We start from the raw sequence: 24,964 nt of genomic DNA on the forward strand, positions 1-24,964 counted from the left end.
AAAAATCATCAGGCAATATTCAGAGTAAAAAGCATGGTGCGTATTCTGGCTCATCGTGAACACCTATTCTGGCGGAACGTGAACGCTGATTCTGATTTATCGTGAACGCGATTTCTGGCTCAAAATGCCACAGTTTTGCTCCATGACCAGAATCCCTGTTCATGTCGCCGGAATCTGTGTTCACCTTGCCAGAATCCGCGTTCACGTTCCCCAGAATCTTTCTTAACGTATTGTTTTTTCCTGCTATACATCTCTCTTTCCCCCTTCAGGAGTGAGAGATGCCTAATCAGAGGATCGCAATGCGTAAAATCCGTGAAATTTTAAGACTGCGTTTTGACGTCGGACTCTCTTTCCGCCAGATAAGTCAGTGTGCCGATGTCAGTACCGGTGCCATCCAGAAAATGCTCAAACGCCTTGAGGGCTCTCCTGTCTCATGGCCCCTGCCTGACGGCATGTCGGACGTACAGCTGGCCCGTCTGCTCTACCCGGAATCTGACAGCCAGCCCGGTGCGCTTGAAGACCCTGACTGGCCTGTCGTGCATATGGAGCTGCAGCGTAAGGGCGTTACCCGTCACCTACTGTGGGAAGAGTACTGTCAGCAAATGCCTGTCAGGGCATACAGCTACTCACAGTTCTGCTGCCGCTACCAGGCCTGGTGCCAGAAGCAGAAGCGCTCCATGCGCCAGTTGCACATCGCGGGTGAGAAGTGCTTCATCGACTACTGCGGACCGACGGTTGCCGTCATCTCTCCCTCAACCGGTGAGTGCCAGCAGGCGCAGATATTCGTGGCCGTCATGGGGTCGGCGTCCAAATCGTCGAACGCTGGATCCTGGCGCGGCTGCGGCACCAGACCTTCTTCTCACTGGCCGAACTGAACAGCCGCATCCGGGTTTTGGTCGACGATCTCAATAACCGCCCCTTTAAAAAACTGCCCGGAAACCGACGGGAAGCCTTCAATCGGCTCGATAAGCCTGTGCTACGCCCTTTACCCGTCCAACCCTGGCGCTACCGGCACATCAAAAAGGCGAAGGTGAATATCGACTACCACATCGAATATGAGCAGCACCACTACTCCGTGCCGCATCAGTATGTGGGCAGCACGGTGGAACTGCACGTCTTTGAAAACCTGCTTGAAATCTGGTGTAACGGCCAACAGGTTGCCGCTCACGCCCGGCGACGTCACCCGGGCAGCAGCACAACCCCCGCGCACATGCCGGAGCGCCACCGCCATCATTATCAGTGGACACCGGGTCGCCTGAAGAACTGGGCTGCCAGCGTGGGTCCCGATACCTTGCTGTGGATCAGCGCACGTCTGGATGAACGTGCGCATCCGGAGCAGGCATACCGGCTGTGTCTGGGGCTGCTGAGCCTGACGCGAGAATATCCGGCGGAACGTGTCAATAGTTGTTGTCGGCTGGCCAACAGCGAGGGCCTGACCAGGCTCAAGCAGCTTAAATCGGTGCTGAAAAGCAATCGCGATCGTGTTCCGCCGGGCAGTGACGTGCCGCCGTCGCAGGAACTGCCCCAGGCGCATGAAAACATCCGTGGCCCGCACCACTTCCACTGAAACAGGGAGAGAGAAAATGTCCCCGATGGTGATGAAACAACTGACTGAAATGAAGCTGACCGGTATGGCTCAAGCGCTGTCCTCCCAGATGGAGCAGCCCGGCACCTATGAAACGTTGTCGTTCAGCGAAAGGCTGTCGCTGCTGGTCTCACATGAGCATCTGGTACGAGAGCAGCGAAAACAAAAGCGACTACTGCAGAAAGCGCGACTGAGGCTGGAGGCCTCAGTCCACGACATCGACTGGCAGCCATCAAGAAACCTGGAACGTTCGCGGATAACGCAACTGAGCCAGAACGAGTGGGTTGTGCGGGGTCAAAACCTGCTGATAACGGGCCCATGTGGCTGCGGGAAAACGTATATCGGGTGCGCGCTGGGCAACAACGCGTGCCAGCAGGGTTACAGCGTGCAGTACTGGCGGCTGAGCCGGCTGCTGGCAGACCTGACGCACGGCCGGGCAGATGGCAGTTATCGCAAACAACTGATGGATCTGTCCAGAACGCAGCTTCTCATCCTTGATGACTGGGGTCTTGAACCGCTGTCCCCGGCACATCGAAACGATCTACTGGAGGTAATGGACGATCGTTACGGAAAAAGCGCGACGGTCATGATAAGCCAACTGCCGACCGAGGAATGGTACGGATGCGTGGGGGACAGTACGCTGGCAGACGCCATCCTGGACAGGCTGATGCACAATGCACACCGTCTGGAAATGAAGGGTGAATCGATGCGAAAAAGGCGGACTCAGGTTGACACAAAGTGAACAACCGAGGTAATAAGAAGCGTTGATGGCGCGTTAGGAAATAACGCGTTCACGTTCCCCCGGAACAACCGTTCATATTCACCAGAATACGCACTCTGGACTTACGTGATGCAGGTTTCTGCTGGAACCGTAAAACGGTTGCGGACAGTCTGCGTCGCCAAGGGTTGAAAGCACGGGCAGCACGACGTTTTAAAGCGACGACAAACAGCAGTCATAGCTTGCCGGTGGCACCAAACCTGCTTAACCAACATTTTACCGCTACATATCCGAACCAGAAGTGGGTGGGTAATATAACCTATTTGTGGACAGAGGAAGGCTGGCTGTATCTAGCTGTTATTATAGATCTTTATTCACGCGCAGTGGTGGGCTGGTCAATGTCAGAACGGATGACGGCAAAACTGTCCTGTGATGCATTGCAAATGGCACTAAAACGAAGGCAAAAACCGCAAGGCATAATTGTCCACAGTGATCGTGGTAGTCAATATTGTTCACAAGATTACAGCAAAATATTGAAAGAAAACAAGTTAAAGCCAAGCATGAGCGCGAAAGGATGTTGTTATGATAATGTGTATTAGTCGCGACTTGATCTGACATTAGACCTTGAAAGGTTGAGAGTTACCGGTTTTGATATGGGTGTCGAATCCTTATTCAAAACACAAAAGGTAACTCTCATGATCCATACTAACAATCCCATCATCAAACACAAAGCCGGTTTGTTGAATCTGGCCGAAGAACTGAACAATGTGTCGAAAGCCTGCAAGATAATGGGCGTCTCGCGCGATACGTTTTACCGTTATCAGGAGCTGGCTGAAGAAGGTGGTATTGAGGCCCTGGTGAATCGCAGTCGCCGGGTGCCAAACCTAAAAAACCGCACAGATGAAGCCACTGAACAGGCTGTTGTCGAATTTGCTATCGAGTTTCCGGCCCATGGTCAGCATCGCACCAGCAATGAGCTGCGTAAAAAAGGTGTGTTTATCTCAGGCAGTGGCGTTCGTTCCATCTGGCAGCGGCATAACCTTGAAAACTTCCGTAAGAGGCTGAAAGCACTTGAAGAAAAGGTGGCAAACGAAGGCTTTACGCTGAATGATGCCCAGATCGCTGCCTTGGAGAAAAAAGCGCACGACGACGAAGCCAGTGGTGAAATCGAAACCGCCCATCCGGGCTACCTGGGGTCGCAGGACACTTTTTACGTTGGCAATCTGAAGGGCGTAGGCCGCATCTACCAGCAGACATTCGTGGATACCTTCACGAAAGTAGCGCATTGCAAGCTGTATACGAGTAAGACACCCATTACAGCAGCCGACCTGCTCAACGATCGGGTATTGCCGTTCTATGAGGCGCAGGGGCTGCCAATGCTGAGAATACTGACCGATCGCGGAACGGAGTTTTGTGGCCGGGTCGATCAGCATGATTACCAGCTTTATCTGGCGATTAACGATATTGATCATACAAAGACAAAGGCCATGTCACCGCAAACGAACGGCATATGCGAGCGCTTCCACAGAACCATTTTGCAAGAATTTTATCAGGTGACGTTCCGCAAAAAATTATATGTTGATCTGGCAGGCTTGCAAACGGATCTGGACAACTGGCTGTGGCATTACAATAATGAACGGACTCATCAAGGCAAAATGTGTTGTGGCCGCACGCCGATGGCCACATTGCTCGATGGAAAACAAATCTGGGAAGGAAAGAATCTGAACCAGATTTAATCTGACGGATACCTGTATAAATAACCGGTAACTGTCAGATCAGGTCTGAGCTAATACAGATAATGCCTGTGCTGAAAGTTTTTTCCATAGCCTGAAGGTTGAGTTAATCCACGGAGAACAATTTCCCAGCAGACAAATAATGAAAGACGCGGTGTTCAGTTATATTGAAATTGACTATAACCCCTACCGTCGGCACAGTGCTAATGGTTGGCTAAGCCCGGAACAATATGAACGAAAGAACCTCGCTTAGGGCTGTGTCCGTTATTGCTGGGTAGGATCAAAGGCTCTACTCACAGCCAAGAGCTGAGTCCTTATCACAAGTCAGTTTTGCCGACAAATCACTAAGGCGATCAATGCCCACAACCTTACAATCGTAAACGGATTCCTTTTTGCTTTTCAGGTTAGTAACGCTGACACCTCGACTTTCATGTTCATCTTCGTAATTGCTGAATATTGTGTATCTATATCCTGAATTAATGAACGACACATTGAAATAATCAGTTTGAAATCTTGAGTAATGATTGTATTTAAACCCTGAGAAATCATTGGCTTTTGACGTATAGTTAAACTCATTTTTGTTATCTTTAGATAAGGTGTACTGAAGTACACCTTTGCTTTCATCTAACTTAATCGTTCCCTTCGCTGTATCACACAAAAAATACGAATCATTCGCAAATGAAGAACCACATAAAAATATTGCGATTAATGTCATTAATTTATAATGACGCATTATAATTTTTCTCCATTTTCAAATCGTATCCTTTTTGCTTTGGTCCATTGTATCTTTTGGCGAATGAAAACCAGTCTTTAGAACGAATTGATCGCAGTAAAACACTGTCAGCCTCAATGAAGCTAACGAACGCTTTTAGTTGATTTTTCTTGGATTTACTTAAAGCGAAGACAAAATCCTCAGGGTTGGCATAACCTGCTGCTGTATGGTTTGATGCTAAAATCTGAAACTTTCCCCAAGATGCTGATTTTAAGGCCGCTTTTTTATCAAGAGCATACGCTTTAACTAATTTTGAGTACTGTACTGATATAGTACCATAACCACCCGCAACGGAGTTAGATATATCGTCATACTTATCATATTTCCCATTCGTATATTTATGGAAATGATGCCTTTCAAATAATATTGCCGGAACATAATCGTCATCCTGCTGGAACTTAAAGTAAGAACCATAGGATCCAGTTTCCGTTTTCGCTACAGCTTTAATTGCTGCCACCTCACAATTTAATTGTTTTGCGGCTTCTTCATAATCAGATCCCTCAATTTTATCACTATTATAGAAGTTAATAAACTCTAAGGGTATTAATTGCCCATTAATTGGCGTTTTAGGAAATACAGCGTTTTTTAACATTTCCAGAAATTCCAACGGATGAAAATGCCATACCGACCGCTGACTGGAGAACGGTGGAACCTTATCCATCCAGTGTGTTGCTTCCAGAAATCCAGCATTGGCCATCTGCACCACAGGACTTTCTTCTCTGCTCTTAAATATCGCTGACCAGCGCGGCTCTTCCCGAGTTGAATGCCAGTCACTATCGTGCTTCACAACCAGACGCCGCGTATATTCCGGGATATCCATCTGGTTCGTATGCAGTGCGCCGAATAGCTGCTCATCCAGCGAGTTATTAGGATATTTTAATTCTTTCGCATTCCAGTATTCAGCGCTTTGGATCAGACTGTCATAAAACATTCTGACCTGCGCACTTCGTGGCCCTTTCTCAGAGTCAAAATGCGAGCTGATGTTTTTCAGGGCTTCAGTTACCCAGCGTTCATCCAGCGCACGGGTAAAATCCGTTGTCGGCGGCGCTTCAATAGCGTGAAAATTCAGCCCGGTTAAATCGTGCTGGCTGAGTTGCTCCACGTCGTCCTGGTGCATCCACGTATGCGGGCGGATCTGGAAATATGTCACACCTGTTTTATCTGTAAACGGGTATGTGGCATCACGCGGGAAAATTTTACCGCCATCAAGGCGCGTAATGGCGCTTATCTGCTGGAAAGTACTTTCTTCGCCTTCCCCATTACGCAGGTAAAGCGGCCGTTTCAGCTTCAGTTTGATGAACTGTTTACCCGATTTGATTCCCTTCACATTTGCCAGAAAAGCCGGTACGTGTTCATCAAGACTCAGCAGTTCGATATGCGTTTTATGTTCCGTAGTAATAATCTGCGGATAGTTATCTTCATCAGCTAAATCCTGTACACCAAGGAACCCGGCCGGATCGCCTGCCTTAACCGTTACTTTCAGCGGTACAGACGGTACCACTACATCATCAAACACGCCGTGGTTCAGCGCATTGTGCATCCAGTCTGGCAGACAGATATAACATTCACCATCCGGCTCCAGATATTCCGGGCGCATCGAGACCCAGAAAATCTCTCCCGCGGGTTTGCCATCTTGCACATGCTGCACCAGAGCGAACGGCTCCAGTTGTCTTTCCAGCAGGAAGGGCGCCCGTTGCAGTACGGCCACCGTTTCACCCTGCATCAGCGTTCTGGCGTGACCGTGTTTATTTGCCAGTACATCCGGCGCAATTTCACGGTTTTCATCGTGCCGGGAATAGCAGCGCATTCGTACGCCGTGGCCTTTATGCGTCACCCGATAAAGCGGGCGTTTCGGATATTCCGACAACGGTGCCATATGCATATAAAGCTGGTACAGCGTCAGCCAGGAAGATTCGTCTTTCTCATCCGGTTTGTACACCGACCTGACCAACACAAACGTACCAGACTGGCGAAGAGATTGTGTCTGGAGGCACTCAATATTGACATAATCGCGGTTAACTCGCCACGCCACCACTTCGCCGTCCATCATGAACTGGAGCGGTACGGACTTTTCCGGTGCGTCCAAGCTGAGCACTGACGCCGGAGAAGATGACACCCCAATGTGGATACCGCCGTGCCAGTAACGACTCACGCCAATTAACCACCAACCGTGGGCGTTTTTGCGCATGTCGGTCAGCAGTTGGTCGTAGTTTGTATACTCCCGCCCGTCGGCCTTCCGTACCGGATAACGTATGTCCATCGTCTTTCCTTAATTTAAATCCCTAAAAACCTAATTACCAGTAAGCGATTGGGCATCTCGCCTTGTTGATTGATAACCGTTATGAAATGCTTTTTTCACCCATTACCGGCGTGAATTTGATCATGATAAAGCGGCACACCCAAACTGAACTGCAACAGCATATTGATGCATGGCAACACAGCGGATTAACTAAAAAGCATTATGTGAACTGCAGGGTATTACTATCAGTAATTTTCATTTTTAGCTGAAAAACTTCAATAATAATATCGATACCGCGCCCACAGCGCCGAGTGGGCGAAAGACCTGTATGACAGTGAATCAAAGCCCGGTGGTAAAGCTGGCTCTCGATGCTATCCGTGAGTTGTACAAACTTGAGCGTAAAATCAAACAGCGTCCGACGGATAAAAAACGCCAATGAATAATAGCCAGGCTGTAGCTTGGATTTTACAGACTCTTATCCGAGGATCATAAGCCTCACGATAATTTTCGTAGTGAGCTGGCATCTTTCTGGCTGCAGGTATACAGACAATGCATCTCCACCTAAATTTATGATGGGGATCACTCATCCCGTGCCCAACTATTTCAGGATTTAACTCTGTGTTGTTAAACAAGCTTATTTTGTGCAGTAAGTACAATGTCTCACATAAAGCCCGTGAGTTCGCGACCCATTGCAATGATGGTAACGGTCGATTTTTTTCCTCTCTGGAGCAATTTTTTATATCGCGAGCAAAGTCGTTGTTGTGCTTTTCGTGCAATATGTTTTGAGTCCTGGGTAACTGAATCAGGTCGGTAGGTTATCAGCCATGCACTGACTTTAAATTATCACGGGGAGTTAAGGAAAGGAGGCGTAAAATTTATGCAAATTTTATTACTGGAGTTCAATTCTGGAATTTATCAACGTAGGTTGCTATACAACTGCTGGGACTGCTAAATTTTGCACTTTACGTAGGATATTTTCCGTTCTCCAAGCGGCCCCCTTATACGGCATATCTAATAAACTCCCGGCCAGCGCACCAGGAGTTCATCGACCGGACTATTGCTCCCGATAAACGCTCAAACCAGCAAACGATTGGCTGACCGGCATCATTTCCAACACATTGATATTGACGTGCGCGGGTAGCGTGGTCACCCAATAAATGGCTTCGGCGATATCTTCGGGCATCAGCGGGTCAGCATTTTTATAGGTGTTATCTACCTTGACGTCATCACCTTTAAAGCGAACCGCCGAAAATTCAGTACCGCCCACCAGGCCAGGCTCAATATCGGTTACCCGTACCTTGGTGCCCACCAAATCGGTGCGTAGATTAAGGCTGAACTGACGCGTGAACGCTTTGGTGGCACCATACACATTCCCCCCGGCATAAGGCCAGCGGCCCGCAGTGGACCCCAAGTTCACCACGTGTCCACGCTTGCGCTCCACCATCCCGGGCAGCAGGGCTCGGGTCATATAGACCAAGCCTTTATTGTTGGTATCAATCATCGTTTCCCAATCATCAAGGTTGGCTTGGTGCGCCGGTTCCATACCCAGCGCCAAACCAGCATTATTCACCAGCACATCCACTTCCCGCCACTCCACAGGCAGGGACGCAATGGCGGTCTGGATACCGTTACGATCCCGCACATCAAGCTTTAGTGGGTATAAGGCGGCACCCAGCTCGGCTTTCAGTTCATCCAAACGCTCCTGACGGCGACCGGTAGCGATGACCTTGTGGCCTTGCGCGATAAATTTGCGAGTGATCGTTTCGCCAAAACCCGCAGTGGCACCGGTAACAAAAATAATCATCTATTGATTCCTTGTACTTTTTAATAAATCAAACAGGGTGTATACCCGACAAATCTATCGATCAACTAAGGTTTACGCAAATAGGGCGCGATCAGCGAAAGGTCTGCCGGGGACAGGCGATCAGCGGCGGTTTGCGCCTGATGCCAATAAGGATAAATCAGCGGCGGCCGGCTAACGTCCGACAGTCGGGTAATTTCCCGTTCGTTAAGAGTAAGGTCCGCCGCCAGGAGATTATCCTTAAGCTGTTCTTCGGTCCGGGCACCAATAATAACCGAGGTTACCGCAGGCCGGCTGATCAGCCAGGCCAGCGCAACCTGCGCGGCGGAAATACCCCGCGCGTCAGCGATATCCACCAGAACATCAACAATATTGTAGAGCGCATCCGGATTATAAATCGGTGGCTCATTCCATTCTTCCACGTGGCGGGTACCGCTCTCAGGTTGCCGATCCCGGCGATATTTACCGGACAATAATCCTCCGGCCAGCGGGCTCCAGACCAACACGCCTAACCCCTGATCCTGCGTGATGGGCAACAGTTCATATTCCGCTTCCCGGCTCTGCAACGAGTAGTGAATTTGCTGACTGACTGGACGAATCAGATTGAGACGTTCCGAGACGCCCAGCGTTTTCATGATATGCCAGCCGGAAAAATTAGAGATGCCCACGTAGCGGACTTTACCGCTATCCACCAGATGTTCCAAGGCGTAGAGCGTCTCTTCCAATGGTGTTAGTCCATCCCACTCGTGAAGTTGGTATAAATCGATATGATCGGTATTGAGTCTTTTCAGGCTGGCCTCACAGGCACGAATAAGGTGGTGGCGGGATGAACCGCGATCGTTCGGCCCGTTGCCCATAGGGAAGCGTGCTTTCGACGCGATAAGCACCTGTTCACGCTTATCCTTGAGCACTTCGCCCAGAATTTCCTCAGAAACACCCTGAGAATAAACATCTGCGGTATCGAATAAATTGATACCGGCTTCGATGCAGATGGCTAGTTGACGGCGGGCTTCCGCCACGCCGGTATCACCGACTTTAGCAAATTTACCTTTACCACCGAACGTCATGGTGCCGAGACTCAATACCGATACTTTAAGGCCGGAGCGGCCAAGTTGGCGATATTCCATATATGTTCCCTCGGAATGGGTAGGTGAATGGTGCGCATCCGTCAAACGTTATCCGATGCGGCGCGCGGGTAATGAACCACAGTCTTTGAGCATAGACTATTGTCTTACTCATCAACAGACTGTTTTAATGGCGAAATGATTCAAATGGCACATTGCGCGGTAAACGTGCCACAGTTTCATCATGTCATCGGAATTAAAAATTCACTTTAATTCCCAGCGTACCCAAAGTCTCATGGAATCCGTCATCACCGATTTGTTGTGTCACGTTGCCCCACAGCGCCAAATGCTGATTTATTTGTCCGTCGTTACCCATTCTGATTTCGCCAATATTGCGGGTTCCGTCCTGGCGGTAGGTTTCATGATTCAATCGTACACCATAGGCCTGGTTATTATGCAGCCAACTGGCTTCCACATAAGGTTGGAACATCCGTTGTTTGCCGCTATCCCTACTGGCATAACCGCGCAGGAACAGCCGAGTACCAAGGCGGGTTTGGACACGGTCATTACCGAGCATGTCCAGCCGCTCGCCATTGTTGTCGCCATCAATATGGGCTTTGACCCCCAACCAGGTGATTTGCATTTGCGGTTGAAGGTAAGCGTCGACCCGTTCACCGGAAAATATATTCCAGTTATAACCACTTTCCAGTGAACCGATAAAACCGCGAGAACGATACGCATGGGCATTCCCTGCGATGCCTTTCGTCGCCGACATGGGGGTATCCACCTGGTTGACGAACCAGTTGTAACTTAATGAGCCGTCGACATACAGCCCTTGATGGGTATTATCGTGCTGATGCCAGGTCGCGTAAATGCCGGTGGAATATCCCTCTACATGACCTGTCGCCAGCAACCCGGTGTCAGCGACATGACTGTGGCTGTGGCTCTTACCGGCGCCGAACATCACACCCAGATGCAGACTATCGTTACCGTTAACATGCCAATTAACCAGTTCGCCGCCGCCGTGTACCAACCCCATACTGGTACTGGTTTCCAGTTGACCCTTCCTCACTTGCGTGGTGTTGCGCCCGCCCCCGACCCGCAACCACATTGCCGGTTGTATGCCATCTGCCAAATCGCCAAACGTGGCGGGGAAGGTGGGTTCGCCAATACGATCGTGCATCCGGTGAGCAAACATCGTATTGGCTGCGGACAGATTCGCGATATAGATCCCGGCTTGCGGCTGCGGGATAAAAAAATCACAGGGTTCCGGCGCCAGACGAGGATCTGCCAGGACTTCTGACTCGGTGATAACTGTCTCATCCTGTTCTTGCACAGCGTCCATAATGGCCGTTGTGTCTCCCTCATCAGTACCACCGTCACTCGACGTACTGCCCGCACCGCTAGCATCCCCGTCACTCGTGGTACTGCCCGCACCGCTAGCATCCCCGTCACTCGTGGTACTGCCCGCACCGCTAGCATCCCCGTCATTCGTGGTACTGCCCGCACCGCTAGCATCCCCATCATTCGTGGTACTGCTTAGGTTGAATGAGTCAATATCATTTATTTTTGTTTCGAGTTCTTCATACACGTCATTATTAAAAACATCCCATTGCTGCTCTAATAATAAGGCGGCCGACTCGTAATCAATGTTCTCTGCTGTGTCATCCAGTAATGACGTTAAACTACTGTTACTTGCTCTCCTGCTCGCCCCCCAATCGAACGCCTCTTCATAAACTTCGTGATTATTTAAGTTATTAATTTCAATATCTGCTTTGAATACAGAATGGTTGAATTCATTATTATCTTGTGATGTTAACTCTTCATTACCATAAGTGTTGTTTTGAATTAATGCAGTGTGTTTGCCTTCGGTAAGGTTTGGATCGTTTGACAAATGAAGAGTTACCTTCAATGGTTCATTTTTTTTGGCACCATTTATTTCATTATCAATGCCACTCTTAATCTCCATTAATCTACGGTCTACGCTGAAATATTCCTCGTAAGACATCTGATTATGAGCCTTAGTGAAAGAATTGACATCGCCATTATCTTTATTTTCTTTAAAGGAAGGCGTATCCCATATCCACTCAGGATCAGACTGCTCATCGCCGCAAAAAACCAATGCATTTATAAAGATGGGTGCTTGTTTGCTCAGGATAATGTCATTTTTATACCCAACTGTTTTTATCGTAGATGTCATTGGTGTTTTTTTATTGTTACCTGTATCAATATTGTCACTAGTATCCACAACGTTATTTGCACCTATAACATCATCGGCAAGAATATCACCCACAACTCCTATAAAAATAAAAAACCCAACCGTTATAGCTTTTGTTTTTTTCATGTTGTTTAACATATATTTCTCTGCGTTTTTAAAGATGAGATTTATTACCAAAAAATATGACGCAGTATCATATCTGCTAATCAACAAAATTAAACATAAAGCCTGATATGGTTTAGGTTATGTTACACTATCAATGAATTTCATGAAGCAAAGGTTCACGTAAAAAAAGCAAGAGTATGTATTAATATTTTAAAATCAATAAGTGATTATATTTAAATAAGAGTGGGGAATTGTGTAGGAATCACGCCTTTAATATTATTACATTTATTTATTCAAATACTATTGACCTGGTATCCATTGTTTGTGCTACGACAATGGGAAACTGTCTTGCAAGATACTGACGAACCAAGATAAATCATCAGACGCAAGAACTGAGTTTTACGCCCGTGCGTGTTAACATCAATCGATGTTGGTCGCTGCAGCGTTCACTCAACCAGAATTACCGTCCGGAGTCAATTTATGGCAAGTATTGAAAATCCTTTTTATCAAGCCAGTTCGTTACCTTTTCAGGCGCCGCCATTTGATCTGATCAAGGAGGATGATTATGCTCTAGCTATTGAAGAAGGGGCTCGAGCCTATCTGGCAGAGGTTGAACACATTGCTCACCTTCGCGCCGAACCCACATTTGACAATACTTACCTGGCGTTGGAATGTGCCGGACAGGTGTTAAAACGAACCCTCGCGGTATTTGGCGCCATGACTTCGGCCAATACCAATAAACGACTACAACAAATAGAAGAAGAAACCTCACCGAAGCTGGCTAAGTTACATGACGCCATTAACCTTAACCACGAATTATTCATTCGTCTGCAACAGGTCTATGATCAACGGCTTGCACTGGAGCTTTGTGCTGAATCTCTACGGCTAATCGAGCTCACTTATCAACATTTTGTCCTGGCAGGCGCCCGGTTGTCATCACAAGAAAAGGCACAGTTGTCACAGCTTAACCAGGAAGCCGCCAGCGTAAGCACACGTTTTACCCATAGCTTATTAGCAGCAAGCAAGCAGGGTGCAGTGGTTATTACTGATGAAAAATGGCTGGCAGGGCTGTCTGCAGCAGAAATTAACGCAGCCAGCTTGGCGGCAAAGGAACGGGGTCTTGAGGACCAGTGGTTACTGGCGTTACAAAACACCACACAACAGCCTCCATTACAGTCCTTAACACACCGCGATAGCCGTCGTACGCTCTTTACCGCCTCAGTGGAACGCGCCGAGCAGGGCGATGATAATGATACTCGTAAGCTGATTGCGCGGCTTGCCCAGATCCGTGCGCAACAGGCCAAGCTACTAGGTTTCGCGGATTATGCCAGTTGGGCACTGCAAGATCAGATGGCCAAAACCCCGGCGGCAGCGCTGACATTTATGCAAAATATTGTACCCGCCGCCACCGCGCGCGCCAAACGCGAAGCCGCCGATATTCAGGCGTTAATTGACGACCAGCCGGACGGAGGTGCCTTGGCCCCCTGGGATTGGCAATTTTATGCCGATCGGGTGCGAAACATGAAATACAAACTTAACGATGCGCAAGTCCGCCCTTATTTCCCACTGGACAGCGTATTACACGATGGGGTTTTTTACGCTGCCAGCCAGCTTTATGGCATCACGTTAAGGTTACGTCGTGATATTCCGGTTTATCACGACGACGTTAACGTCTATGAAGTGTTCGATCACGACGGTACCTCCCTGGCATTATTTTATACTGATTATTTTCAACGGGATAATAAAGGCGGTGGGGCATGGATGGGTAATTTTATCGAACAGTCAACGATGATGAAAACCCGGCCGGTAATGTATAACGTCGCCAATTTTCCCAAGCCGCCGGTTGGAGAAACGGCATTATTATCCTGGGATGACGTGATCACCTTATTCCATGAATTTGGCCATACCTTGCACGGTTTGTTCGCCAAACAACACTACGCCAGTCTGTCGGGGACGGCGACACCGCGGGATTTTGTTGAATTTCCTTCTCAATTAAATGAACATTGGGCTGATGATCCGGCGGTATTCGCCAATTATGCCAAGCATTATAAAACCGGCGAACCGATGCCTGATGATCTGCGAGATAACATAAAACGGGCTGCACAGTTTAATCAAGGGTACGACATGACCGAACTCCTGGCAGCAGCATTACTGGATATGCATTGGCATCGCCTGACTGCTGATCAACCGTTACAGCAGGTCAATGAGTTCGAATCCGCAGTGCTGGCAATGGAAAAAGTCAGTCTTGCCTATGTGCCGCCACGCTATCGTTCCAGTTATTTTCAGCATATCTGGGGCGGAGGTTATGCGGCCGGGTACTACGCTTATCTTTGGACGCAAATGTTGGCCGATGACGCTTTTGATGCATTCAAAGAGCAGGGTGGTTTAACCGCACAAAATGGCCGGCGTTTTCGTGACAGCATACTTTCTAGAGGCAACAGCGAGGATCTGGACCAGTTATATCGCGCATGGCGCGGTTCAGAACCGAACATCACACCCATGCTGATTAATCGCGGGTTACAAAAGGACGATTAAATCGATCACGAGCGGGGATGACCTCGCTCTGACTGATTCGAACCCGCTTAGCGTTTCCCACGCGAGTGCATATGGGCTGACCATTCGTAGGTAGCCGAGATATCGGGTTTAAGTTTTTTTTGTCTTTTTTGCGTTCTTACCTGTTTGGCGATGACCTCACGTTCCGCCATTAATTTGGCTATATAGTCATCTTTGATATGGTTATTTTCCGAATTGGTGAGGGGGCGTCCCTCGAATTTTCTTGCCTGGTCCAACAGCGTCTTGAGGTGGCGTTGTTCGCTTTCCGTCATGTCTTGCTGCGTCAACTTGGGGGTGAGCATAAATATCGGCCTGAAAATTGAAAGGACCCTTATTGTAATGGAAAGTTGGCGTCAGCTCAGCAAAAAACGTCAGGATAACGAAAAAACACCCATTTGTCGTATGCCGGAACGAAATGTGCTGATTTTTTACCCAATGTTGTCGCGAACAAGCATGAGTGCCGAAACCGCGTATTTCCCCTTCGCCGTCCACATGGCATCATTTAAAAGTGACGTTGTCTCTTTTTTTTTGGATAAAGTTGATAACGTTATTAGGAACATATCTTTTTAAAAAAATAAAAAATGAAGATAAATTTCGCCAAGCCGATAGATAGATACGGCTCACCCAGTATCACGAGATTTAACTGAATGAACATTGTAACAAGATTAATAATAGTGATATCAATATTCTCGTTATCATTGATTGCAGTAGGTACTTTTGGATTAAATGCCTTATCCACATCAAAAGAAAATTTAAATAATCTTGCCGATAATTTCATACCTAGTATCAATGTTATAGGCAATGCCATTCAGCAGCGTGATGCAATAAAAAGTGATTTATTACTTGCGATTCTAACCAATGATGCTAAGGCGCGTGAAACTTATCTGGCTAAAGTACAATCCGGGTTTGTCTCCCTGAAAAAGACTATGGACTACTACCAAAAAAGCTTACTGACCAATAACGCTGATAATGAGTTGTCCATAAAAGACAGAGCATTAAGCGAGGTTTATTTCGATGCCATAAATGCATTCGTTGCCAATCGTGAAATTAACGGGCAGGCCGCTATTGAGCAAGCTTATGGCAAGAATGGCAGTGTTATTATTCCTGGCGAAAACTTATCAAAATCACTACTTAATCATTTGAAATTCAACATAGCTTTATCTGAAGAAACACAGAATAAAAACATGGTTAATTATCAAAAAACATTTTTGATTTTATCAACTTTAGTGTGTAGTGCGTTGTTAGCGGCTGGAATAATTTCAATATTGGTTATTCGTTATATTCGAAGGAGTTTGAATAACTTTGGTGAAAAGCTGAAAATAATAAACGAGTCATTAGACCTGACTCAAATAGCCGATGAAAATCAACACGATGAAATAGGTTATACCGCGAAGAGCTTTAATGCATTAATAGCGCGATTTAACACTATTTTACAAAATGTTAATAAGGCGAGTGAATCTGTTACCGTAGCTTCAAAACAAATTGCAACCGGCAATATTGAGCTTTCTGCACGTACGGAAGAACAATCAGCGGCCTTGGAGCAAACGGCTGCAAGCATGAATCAGCTCTCTGCAACGGTTACTCAGAATGTCGATAATACACGACAAGCGAACATTCTCAGTAAACATGCTAGCGATACGGTTGATCTCAGCGGCACCACGGTTGATAAAATGCTTAAGACCATGAATGAGATTTCAGTCGGTTCAACGAAAATTTCGGCCATTACCGGTATTATAGAAGGCATCGCTTTTCAGACTAATATTCTAGCGCTTAATGCAGCAGTGGAAGCAGCCCGGGCTGGCGAGCAAGGTCGCGGCTTTGCGGTAGTCGCTAGCGAAGTACGTACACTTTCCCAACGTTCGTCTACTGCGGCTCTCGATATTAAATTATTGATTGAACAATCCATTGAAACCGTCAAAAGCGGCGCCATGCAGGTATCGATGGTTAAAGACACTATGGATGATGTTAAAAAATCCATCAAAAGCGTCGCCAATATCATCGATGACGTCGCGTTGGCATCTGAAGAACAGAGCCACGGCATCGATCAGATCAATATCGCGGTTAACGAAATGGAAGGCATGACACAGCAAAATGCCGCCATGGTAGAAGAGGCCTTATCCGCGGCTAAATCCTTAAGTGAACAGGCTGATGAACTGCAACAAGCTGTTAGCGTTTTCAAACTTCAGGTTAATTGAGTAGGGATCACACCTTCGCATCTAAACCAATAGGCCGCCGCCGACACTGCAGTGGCGGCCCTTGAACTCATATTTACGAATGGCGGTTTATGATCGAAAAATCAAGCCCGCATTCCCCCCATGGTAAATCCACCATCCACCACAATTTCCTGTCCGGTAACATATTCCGCATCGTCCGAAAGCAACCAGGCTACTGTACCTGCAACATCATCCGGCACACCATTGAAGAGAATGACTCCTCGGATGCATATTTTTATCAATTTTGCGGTTACAACATTTGTTTACGGAGTTTTGTTTATTAAATGTGACAATGTCACTTAAATGCAATAATAGAAATATATGAAGGTTCTCACCTTAGTAGTACGGGGGAAAAGGGCGTACCAGTATGGTTCCCAGCACGCATCGCTGACTCACATTACAAAGACAGCCTGAATTTTATTGCTGGTACCACCACAAAATCTGTTCTGGGATTAAAAGAGGGATTGAAAATAAATTGAATACCGGGTGTTAGCGTAATGTTGGGTGCCAGCGCGAGATTCCAGTACGTTTCCACACCAGTTTGATCACGTTGACCGCTACCTGGAAATATATCACGAAATGGCCGTGACCACATTCCTGCTACCGCGGCCTCTCCATTAATACCAAATGGATTGAGAAGGGCAACGCCGCCCGTTGCAGTGTTACCGGAAAATGTGGTGGAGATACCGCCGCCACGCGCTTCATTATAGGTATAAGAGGCAAAGCTGACGATACGCCCCCACTGTTTTTCACCCAAAATTTTGAAACCACCGCCCGCCTCGTTTGGTGTAGTGTCTGGAGAAAAAATGCTGCGTGTACCTGCATGAAACACCAACAGTGAGAGCTGATCATATTCACCATTTCCATGACGCCATTGTTTACCGACTTCTAGCCCCACAAAAAGCTCATTTGAATGTATATGTGACCAATTCAGGCTGCCTTGGCTTGGATTTCCGTTCATGTCATTGAGGACACCATGAATATAAATTCCATTGTCATCAGGACGCCATCTAAAAGATAACCCAGCGCCAAAGGCTGGATAAGGTATTGTTTCTGAAAACGCTAGCGGACTTGCCGTAAAGCTAGTACGAGCATCTTTGAATCGAAAGGTATTAATAGTGGCTTGTGGGCCTTGATTACCAACACGAAAGCTAAAGTCCGAGCCAATTCTTTGCTCCCAGAACAAATCTTCAATCTCGTATTGTGAATTCCATGAAGTGAACTCGTAAGACGACCAAGCCGACCCCATGTTTAATGGTCCAAACGGAGCGGGCCAAGTATCGCCATTTCCTACAGGGCCACGCCACGCGGCTCGGGTAACCAGTGAGCCTTGATAGGGCCCATCCCGATCTACAGGCGTCCAGGTTATCCCGGTAGCAAACCAGCCCCCGGTCGCTGACTTCTGTGTTGCCGTTGGAACAGTATGTGTGGAATATTGCGTGAGTTGCTGGTAACTCATGGCATAAGTTAAACCGTACTGCTCGTACAAATGTTGCCTAAAAGCCAAACGTTCGTCCCTGTAGGGTAGCGTAAGATTGGGGAAAATAACTTGTCTTGATTCAGGCAGTAAAGATTGCGCCTGCCCCTGATCAGCATCATATAACGCCTCTGGCCCAGGCATTGTATCGACCAGTTTATTTTCGTAGATCACTGTTGCATAGACAGGTTCAGAAAAAACTAAAAAAACGGCTATATAACCGATTGAGTATGGATAAGCTGTTCGTTTTTTCATGATGTTGTTATCCCTTTTTCCATTCTGTCCGGCCAACAGCCCCATCAGCAACTAATTTTTCAATTTCGGTTTTTCCGTAACCCAGTTCAGCAAGAATTGCCGGGCCATCGGCACCAATTCTTGAGGCCGCTTTTGCTCGGGGTTGTGTTTTTCTGTCAAAGGCGAACCATGTTGGCTCAAAGCACTCCGTTGCCCATCCGTCATTTTCCGTTTTTTCGAACCTCACCGTCGTCGTTGGCTGTTTGCGGTGTCGGTCAGCCAGTTCTTTACAGGTTTGTACTGGTACAGCAGGAATATTATTTTGCTTACACCAGGCAAGTGCCTGTGCTTGGTCATGTTCATCGAGGTCAGTGGTGATGTCTCTGGGTGCTTGTGCAAAAATCCAGCCATCAGAAAGTTGATAAACGCGGGCACCGGCTGTTGCTCCGGTAGCGAGTTGCCCCTGAGCGCTGGCCGGTGGTTCACTACCTGGACGCTGGAAAAGCAATTGAATTAATGTTGCTGCGTTGCACAGTGATGTTTCTGCCCAATCACCGCGTCCATCGGCACGAACCTCCCTGGCGTATAGTGCCAAGACGCCCGCATAAGCACCCAGGTAGCCACATAAATAGTCTACGGCAGAAGCGATACCATGAAATGTTGGTGTTTGCGCACCGCCAAATCGCGTCATGATACCGGTTGTTCCCTGGATGGAGGGGTCATAGCCTTTATCATTATGGCGGGGGCCCCGGATCTCACCCCGGGTTGCAGATATTTGTAACCCTATTGCACGAGGATTACGCTGTGCAAGCGTCGCAGCGTCAATTCCCAGTCGTGTCATCTGATCATCCATCATATTCGCAACGATGAAGTCCACTTTTGCCGTAAGTTGATGGATGATGTTGAGTCCATCCGGATGTCGTCTATCCAGTATGATGCTGCGTTTTCCGGCTGAATTTTCTCCTGACCACATGACATGGATGGTAGGCGCGTGCTGGGGATCCATCACATCAAGGCGAGTGACACTTGCACCAAGCTCAACGAGCATGCGCGTACAGCATGGCCCGGCAAGCACATTGGTCATATCTGCTACGGTGTAACCTTCAAGTGGCAAGCTGGCCTTTTCCCGACCTGTGATCGCCGGTATCGGCAATTTCTTAGCGGGCAAATAACGAGCACTGCCAGATGCCATCAGGGGGGGATAGGGTTGCGCACGACCTGTCCAGACAGCCCGGCCAATCTGTATGTTTTCTGTGCCAGGCACGTTAGCAAAAACCCCTGCTTCACGTGCATCCGCATCGTTCTGCCACTGTTGCCAGGTCATAATGATTGAGCCGGCAGCACCATAGGCAATCAGGTAACGCTCCCATTCTGCTGCCGTACGGGTAACAAAAGCAGCCTCTAAAAGATCTGCCAGCTTTGAGGTATATGTGAAACCAAGTGAAAGGCTGTCACCAAGATTACGATGGGTGAAAATAATACTGTCAGCTGAATAAGGGTCCACGTATACCGCACCTGTCGCAAGTGCCTGCTCCCACAAATTCATGGCTTGAAGAAAATGCCGCGAAAGCCGTCTGTTTGGCGCAGCCATTGGCAGATACCAGCTGTTATCTTTGGTACGATATGGCGTGGAGAATGGTGCAAAGCGCCTTTCGAGCCACATTTGCTGCGCTGGCGTTTTTAAGGCGTCAGCGACAAAAGTGCGGAACTGTTGTGGTGCCAATCCTGGAGGTAAACCGCCAACAATAATAGGTTCAAGATGTTCCGGTAATCCTTCCGAGGTGATACTGAGCGCCCCTATAGCCGATAGTCCACTGGCCAACCGACTCGCAAGGATTTCTCTCCCAAGACCCGTGCGAAGCCTGTCGACTAATGCCGCCACAGAAGCGACTGCCCCATTGACGCCACAATAGACCGAAGGCAGAGGAATTGGCGTATAAATCACCGGGCGATTGAGGATGGGCCCTGAAATACTCATATTTGTAAAGAAACCTGAAATTGCGTTAATCAGGTCTTCTGAACAATCATGAGGCAAGTCGCCATAGGCTTCATCTCCTGGCAATGCAGCCATAATTCTTAGCACTATTTGGTGTGGCTCAGGTGTAACCGGCGTGTCTCCATCGACAATAATAATATCCGCTGAACTTGTATTCTTGGCAATGGCAGGGGACACCAGTGATTTACCACGATCAAAAAACGCATCATCCAGTCCCGCTAATGTTGCTTCATCTTTACGATTAACGAACACTTCAGCGCCTTGATCTGCAAGCAAAAGTCCAGCCAAACGACCTGATAGCAACGAACTGAGCTCGATAACACGTACACCATCAAGTGGCGCAGAACCTGAGCGGACGGGGCGATGCCCCTGGGCCATTTGTGCCCGTGCGAGTGAGGCAGTCGTACCGCCTAAAACCGTACCTATTGCAGCAACGCCAATTGAGCGAATAACGTTTCGTCGGGTTATGCCGGACTCTGCCGTGAGTTTCTTACTGGACTCAATTGAATCATTTTTATCAATATCATCTTTGAATTTGCTCATGAGGCGCTGTATGAACGCATCCCAGTTTACAAAGTTATCGTTTTATGACAGTGGCGAATAACGGCAGCGCTGTAACCAGCCTAAGCAGTAGGGCACCATGAAATTCGTGGACTCACACCTCAATTTTTCTTCACTGTGTTGTGTCCCGGTTTCCATTTAATTTTAGTCACTCACCGTCTTACCTGTCGTTGTCATTACGTCGATACCTACGCAACTTTTCAGCATTCACCCTTTTGCTAAGCGTTAATATTTATCTGCGACAGCAGTTAATACCGTTGAACGCAGATATGATTTTTGGACTCTAGCGCATTAAACTCTCGCTGTGTAACATGCAATTTTTAAGGATGGTGTAATGTGTTATTCTCGTTTTCCTGCGGAATTTCGTTACCATTCAGGCCGGTCACTGCCGCGCACAATCAGAAGCGGACTGCGCCAATGACTGGGTGATGCAGACAATTTAGCTAAAGGGGCAAGGCGATAAAGCTCTCCATAAGCGGTATTGGCACGTACTGTCTCTGGCGGAATCATTCTATGATCAGGGTGTGTTGCATCGAAATCCGTCGTTGGGAATCGACCCAGAGTTTGGTACCACATTGCGGCCCGGGTGAGACTGATACTGACATGGTAACTTCCCCCCTCAACTGCACGACGACGAAGTGCAGCTATCACACCAGCCGCACCAAGGTATCCGGCAATATAGTCATTGAGCACAAGCGTTGGTGGGAAAAGTGGCTTCGTACCGACTTCGTCAATTGCTCCTGGAAAATTGGGTGGGATCTCAGGTTTTCCATGTCCCCCTTCGGCCATGGTATAACCGGAGACAGCGAGGGCTTCCATATCGAACCCCCCACGGTTTTGCCATGGACCATCCCAACTGTAACAACGGACAGTAAGATAAATGATGCCAGGTCGTTGTTTTGTAACTTCTTCCACGCCGAATCCAAGACGCTCAATGCCTCGTCCACTAAAACTCTCAATAAAAACATCCGCGTCGGGAAGAAGTGCGTTGAGGGTTGCAGCCTGTGCAGATTGTTTCAGGTCTAGGAGTGTTGATCTCATTCCTACATTCACATCAGTCCATATCGCTTCATGCTCAAAGGATTGATCACGGGTAACATGGAGGATATCAGCACCATATTCAGCCAGTGTTCTAGATGCACAGGATCCGGCAATAACATGTGTAAGGGCCAACCCCTTAATGCCAGAAAGAGGCTGCTGTGGGTTGGACGTGAAAGGGATGGGGTCCGAATCGCCTATTTTGCGAATATCAATCAGAGGAACATTCGCCAAGAAATTACCTTCTGGATGCTTCAGCCACTCCTCTTTAGAACGGTGGATAACACCAATGACTTTTTTTTCAACCATGGCATCCTCGAGTACGTTGGCATCCCATTGTTGGATCGCTTTCGCAATTTTATTCCGTTCAGGGCTGACCCCCAGTAACCGCAACGCGCTATCACTCAAATGAGGATAGGCACCAGTGATATTAACGTAGCGGCCATCTTTGGTCTGAAACGGTACGAAGGAAAAGGGATTCCCAATACCTAAAGGGGCTTGATACAAACGATCATTAATTGTAGGTGTGAAGGTAAAACTTTTAGGAACTATGTCACCCACAGGAACCCGCCCTGATGCAATACGATGCTGCATAATGGGGGTAAGGAGCGGGTTGACGTTATAAACAGCTTCCCGCAAATCGACGCGAACATCCTGTTCCTGCCCCGTTCGCATTTTCCAAATAGCTGCAGCTCCAACCCCAGCAGCCATCGCGGGTAACGCCATTGATGTTCCAATTCTGAAATGGCTCCTTAGAATGGGATCGCTACCTGTGAAAATGGCTTTACCACCACCATCCTGCGGTGTACTACCAATACCTTGCATTAATTCTGTAAAGGCGGAATCGATAGAAAAATTAATTGGTTCATTTGTCTGATAAAGGGGATTTGTCTGAGCAATTGCAATTTTGTTTGAAGCCAAAAATGATGTCGCAATTGCACCACCTGTCAGTTTCAGCATTTCGCGTCTATTCATTATTTTTCCTTTATTATTAAAAAAAAGATATTGGGATAAATAAAAAAATAATTGTATATCCGTCACACTTCACGTTACATATACATTGGTTTTTTTTACTCAGCCTTGATAGAACCACCGAAAGAGATGATGACATTTTAGCTATCCATATACCAAAATATCTACTAACTTCGTTGTTAATGCAACCCAACAATTACCAACTTAATAAAATATATTTAAAGACCATTAGCAATGATATCACCATCATTTGGCTTTAAAAAACGACACGCTATTAATTATTTGATATATATGACATTAATCTTTCATTTTTTGCTGTTATCCACAAGGAAGGGACACAACCACATCTGATTAAATTTCTGGTGATATACATAATCACTGCATTAAAAAACCCAATTATCGTCGTTATCTTGCAATGACACCATAGATACCCACACCCTGTAATGACGACTTAGAATAGGATCGCCACCTGTAAACATCGATTTTACACCGTCTGTCTGCGGCGTTCGACTAATGCCTAACATGAGTTCTATAAAATCAGAATCAATAGAAAAGTTAATCGATTTATTTTCCTGACAACGGGAATTTGTCTGATCTATTGAAACTTTATTTGAATATAAATGCAACGTCGCAATTGCATCACTTGTTAGTTTCGGTGTTTAGCAGTTATTCATTATTTTTTCTTGTTTATTTAAAACACATTTCTAGCGGGATAAATAAAAAATTATTATATATCCGTCATGATTCACGTTGTTTATGCGTTAAATTCCTCACCCAATACCTTATAAGAATCCTAAAAACGATAATAACACTTCATCTTTCCATGTACCAAAATATTCACTAACACGGTGGTGAATGCGGTCCAATAATTATCACTTAATAAATCATATTTATAGCCTATCAGGCTATGATGCTGCCATTCTTCGGTTATGAAAAAAAGCGAGATTCACCTTAGCAGGATAGAAGAGAAGGGCGCACCAATATGGATTGCTGCGCGATTTGGCTGACTCACATTAAGCGGAATTCAATCATAAACAGCGTGTTGAGTCCCGGGTAAATCTCACTGATAACCTGTTTCAGTTCCGGTAATGTCATATTTTCCTGAACAGCATGCCGGTCATTCAGGTCGTCAAACAACACAGGGGTTACCCGAAGAACCTCAATGTTGCAGAAAAATACGTTATCTTCATAACGACTAACACGCACCCGATCACCGGCCACAAAATCTGCGTCACTGGCTTCACGAAGCGTGATAGTTTTATGCTTCGCAAGAATATCGGATTCAAAACGACCGTAAAAAGTGATATTTTTCATAGCAACGGGATTCCCATGAGGCGGTCAATATATTTATTTAGCTAATCATCATACTGTCCAAATAGATAAAGTAAATTAAATGGACAACTTATCAGCAAAATAAAAATGGTGGCGAGGTATCCAACATGTGTTGGATATGCCATCTGGCTGGCATAGTTCAAGGACTGAATTAGAGTATGATTTCCGTGAAATCTACTGACCATGTGTGCCACAAGATATGCAGATTTCACGTAGCGTTGTCTCAAAATTTACAAATTGCGGCCAGGTGACAAACCTCAGAGGAATGAACCTTGAAACGAAATCTAGAAAAGTCTATGGCATACATGGCCATGGACAAGCTCAGAACCTCAGAATCAACGTAACGTTACTTT

Annotated in this window: 16 protein-coding genes and 4 pseudogenes; 8 read left to right on the forward strand and 12 right to left on the reverse strand. The window is 47.0% G+C overall.

The window, feature by feature from the left end:
• The first annotated feature begins 299 nt into the window (after positions 1 to 299).
• The 5 genes and pseudogenes from SJI19_RS23025 to SJI19_RS23045 form a co-directional block, all read left to right on the forward strand.
• Positions 300 to 1,567 (forward strand): annotated as a pseudogene (locus SJI19_RS23025) (Mu transposase domain-containing protein).
• Between the two features lie 16 nt (positions 1,568 to 1,583).
• Entirely contained in the window at positions 1,584 to 2,327 is a 744-nt protein-coding gene (gene istB, locus SJI19_RS23030; RefSeq protein WP_323480592.1) for an IS21-like element helper ATPase IstB, read from the forward strand.
• Positions 2,328 to 2,422: 95 nt separating this feature from the next.
• A pseudogene (locus SJI19_RS23035) lies at positions 2,423 to 2,893 on the forward strand (IS3 family transposase); the annotation flags it as partial.
• A 105-nt stretch (positions 2,894 to 2,998) separates the two neighbouring features.
• Positions 2,999 to 4,039 carry an IS481 family transposase gene (locus tag SJI19_RS23040; RefSeq protein ID WP_323480606.1) on the forward strand — a complete coding sequence of 347 codons (1,041 nt, stop codon included), beginning with the start codon at positions 2,999 to 3,001 and terminating at the stop codon, positions 4,037 to 4,039.
• A gap of 58 nt (positions 4,040 to 4,097) precedes the next feature.
• Positions 4,098 to 4,289 (forward strand): annotated as a pseudogene (locus SJI19_RS23045) (IS3 family transposase); the annotation flags it as partial.
• A 36-nt stretch (positions 4,290 to 4,325) separates the two neighbouring features.
• Here SJI19_RS23045 and SJI19_RS23050 read toward each other — a convergent pair.
• The 6 genes and pseudogenes from SJI19_RS23050 to SJI19_RS23075 form a co-directional block, all read right to left on the reverse strand.
• The gene (locus SJI19_RS23050) at positions 4,326 to 4,769 is read right to left on the reverse strand and encodes a hypothetical protein (RefSeq protein WP_323480593.1); all 444 of its coding nucleotides are present in this window, start codon (positions 4,767 to 4,769) and stop codon (positions 4,326 to 4,328) included.
• Positions 4,756 to 7,068, reverse strand: coding sequence for an N-acetylmuramidase family protein (locus SJI19_RS23055; protein WP_323480594.1), 2,313 nt, complete (start codon positions 7,066 to 7,068; stop codon positions 4,756 to 4,758). Before SJI19_RS23055 ends, SJI19_RS23050 begins: the two co-directional genes overlap by 14 nt.
• 639 nt (positions 7,069 to 7,707) lie before the next feature.
• Positions 7,708 to 7,884 (reverse strand): annotated as a pseudogene (locus SJI19_RS23060) (IS110 family transposase); the annotation flags it as partial.
• A 217-nt stretch (positions 7,885 to 8,101) separates the two neighbouring features.
• Positions 8,102 to 8,851 (reverse strand): bifunctional NADP-dependent 3-hydroxy acid dehydrogenase/3-hydroxypropionate dehydrogenase YdfG, encoded by a 750-nt coding sequence (gene ydfG, locus SJI19_RS23065; protein WP_323480595.1) that lies wholly within the window; start codon positions 8,849 to 8,851, stop codon positions 8,102 to 8,104.
• Positions 8,852 to 8,916: 65 nt separating this feature from the next.
• Positions 8,917 to 9,975 (reverse strand): aldo/keto reductase, encoded by a 1,059-nt coding sequence (locus tag SJI19_RS23070; RefSeq protein ID WP_323480596.1) that lies wholly within the window; start codon positions 9,973 to 9,975, stop codon positions 8,917 to 8,919.
• 193 nt (positions 9,976 to 10,168) lie between these two features.
• Positions 10,169 to 11,806 (reverse strand): autotransporter outer membrane beta-barrel domain-containing protein, encoded by a 1,638-nt coding sequence (locus SJI19_RS23075; protein ID WP_323480597.1) that lies wholly within the window; start codon positions 11,804 to 11,806, stop codon positions 10,169 to 10,171.
• A gap of 130 nt (positions 11,807 to 11,936) precedes the next feature.
• Here SJI19_RS23075 and SJI19_RS23080 point away from each other — a divergent pair, with 130 nt between their 5' ends.
• Both SJI19_RS23080 and dcp read left to right on the forward strand, forming a co-directional pair.
• Positions 11,937 to 12,362, forward strand: a complete 426-nt coding sequence (locus SJI19_RS23080; RefSeq protein WP_323480598.1) for a hypothetical protein — start codon at positions 11,937 to 11,939, stop codon at positions 12,360 to 12,362.
• A 353-nt stretch (positions 12,363 to 12,715) separates the two neighbouring features.
• Positions 12,716 to 14,770, forward strand: coding sequence for a peptidyl-dipeptidase Dcp (dcp, locus tag SJI19_RS23085; RefSeq protein WP_323480599.1), 2,055 nt, complete (start codon positions 12,716 to 12,718; stop codon positions 14,768 to 14,770).
• A 47-nt stretch (positions 14,771 to 14,817) separates the two neighbouring features.
• Here dcp and SJI19_RS23090 read toward each other — a convergent pair whose 3' ends face one another.
• Positions 14,818 to 15,090, reverse strand: a complete 273-nt coding sequence (locus SJI19_RS23090) for a DUF3811 domain-containing protein (RefSeq protein ID WP_323480600.1) — start codon at positions 15,088 to 15,090, stop codon at positions 14,818 to 14,820.
• 345 nt (positions 15,091 to 15,435) lie between these two features.
• Here SJI19_RS23090 and SJI19_RS23095 point away from each other — a divergent pair, with 345 nt between their 5' ends.
• Positions 15,436 to 16,983, forward strand: a complete 1,548-nt coding sequence (locus SJI19_RS23095) for a methyl-accepting chemotaxis protein (RefSeq protein ID WP_323480601.1) — start codon at positions 15,436 to 15,438, stop codon at positions 16,981 to 16,983.
• Positions 16,984 to 17,084: 101 nt separating this feature from the next.
• Here the strand turns inward: SJI19_RS23095 and SJI19_RS23100 are convergent, their stop codons facing one another.
• The 5 genes from SJI19_RS23100 to yqfB all read right to left on the reverse strand — a co-directional run bounded on the left by SJI19_RS23100 (position 17,085) and on the right by yqfB (position 24,593).
• On the reverse strand, positions 17,085 to 17,201 hold the full coding sequence (locus SJI19_RS23100) for an SDR family oxidoreductase (protein ID WP_416347589.1): 117 nt from the start codon (positions 17,199 to 17,201) through the stop codon (positions 17,085 to 17,087).
• A 197-nt stretch (positions 17,202 to 17,398) separates the two neighbouring features.
• Entirely contained in the window at positions 17,399 to 18,733 is a 1,335-nt protein-coding gene (locus tag SJI19_RS23105; protein ID WP_323480602.1) for a carbohydrate porin, read from the reverse strand.
• A gap of 7 nt (positions 18,734 to 18,740) precedes the next feature.
• Positions 18,741 to 21,251, reverse strand: a complete 2,511-nt coding sequence (locus tag SJI19_RS23110) for a CoA transferase (protein WP_323480603.1) — start codon at positions 21,249 to 21,251, stop codon at positions 18,741 to 18,743.
• 384 nt (positions 21,252 to 21,635) lie between these two features.
• Positions 21,636 to 23,282: a CoA transferase gene (locus SJI19_RS23115; RefSeq protein ID WP_323480604.1), complete on the reverse strand. Its 1,647-nt coding sequence runs from the start codon at positions 23,280 to 23,282 to the stop codon at positions 21,636 to 21,638.
• Between the two features lie 1,005 nt (positions 23,283 to 24,287).
• Complete coding sequence (yqfB, locus tag SJI19_RS23120) at positions 24,288 to 24,593, reverse strand: N(4)-acetylcytidine aminohydrolase (RefSeq protein WP_323480605.1); 306 nt, start codon at positions 24,591 to 24,593, stop codon at positions 24,288 to 24,290.
• Positions 24,594 to 24,964: the final 371 nt, after the last annotated feature.

The sequence above is a fragment of the Acerihabitans sp. TG2 genome (assembly GCF_035013185.1).
Lineage (GTDB): Bacteria > Pseudomonadota > Gammaproteobacteria > Enterobacterales > Enterobacteriaceae > Acerihabitans.

Bases quoted from the DNA above. Each gene is read 5' to 3' on its own strand.
- istB (WP_323480592.1), top strand. From the start codon at position 1,584: ATGTCCCCGATGGTGATGAAACAACTGACTGAAATGAAGCTGACCGGT.
- SJI19_RS23040 (WP_323480606.1), top strand. From the start codon at position 2,999: ATGATCCATACTAACAATCCCATCATCAAACACAAAGCCGGTTTGTTG.
- SJI19_RS23050 (WP_323480593.1), bottom strand. From the start codon at position 4,769: ATGCGTCATTATAAATTAATGACATTAATCGCAATATTTTTATGTGGT.
- SJI19_RS23055 (WP_323480594.1), bottom strand. From the start codon at position 7,068: ATGGACATACGTTATCCGGTACGGAAGGCCGACGGGCGGGAGTATACA.
- ydfG (WP_323480595.1), bottom strand. From the start codon at position 8,851: ATGATTATTTTTGTTACCGGTGCCACTGCGGGTTTTGGCGAAACGATC.
- SJI19_RS23070 (WP_323480596.1), bottom strand. From the start codon at position 9,975: ATGGAATATCGCCAACTTGGCCGCTCCGGCCTTAAAGTATCGGTATTG.
- dcp (WP_323480599.1), top strand. From the start codon at position 12,716: ATGGCAAGTATTGAAAATCCTTTTTATCAAGCCAGTTCGTTACCTTTT.
- SJI19_RS23090 (WP_323480600.1), bottom strand. From the start codon at position 15,090: ATGCTCACCCCCAAGTTGACGCAGCAAGACATGACGGAAAGCGAACAA.
- SJI19_RS23095 (WP_323480601.1), top strand. From the start codon at position 15,436: ATGAACATTGTAACAAGATTAATAATAGTGATATCAATATTCTCGTTA.
- SJI19_RS23105 (WP_323480602.1), bottom strand. From the start codon at position 18,733: ATGAAAAAACGAACAGCTTATCCATACTCAATCGGTTATATAGCCGTT.
- SJI19_RS23110 (WP_323480603.1), bottom strand. From the start codon at position 21,251: ATGAGCAAATTCAAAGATGATATTGATAAAAATGATTCAATTGAGTCC.
- SJI19_RS23115 (WP_323480604.1), bottom strand. From the start codon at position 23,282: ATGAATAGACGCGAAATGCTGAAACTGACAGGTGGTGCAATTGCGACA.
- yqfB (WP_323480605.1), bottom strand. From the start codon at position 24,593: ATGAAAAATATCACTTTTTACGGTCGTTTTGAATCCGATATTCTTGCG.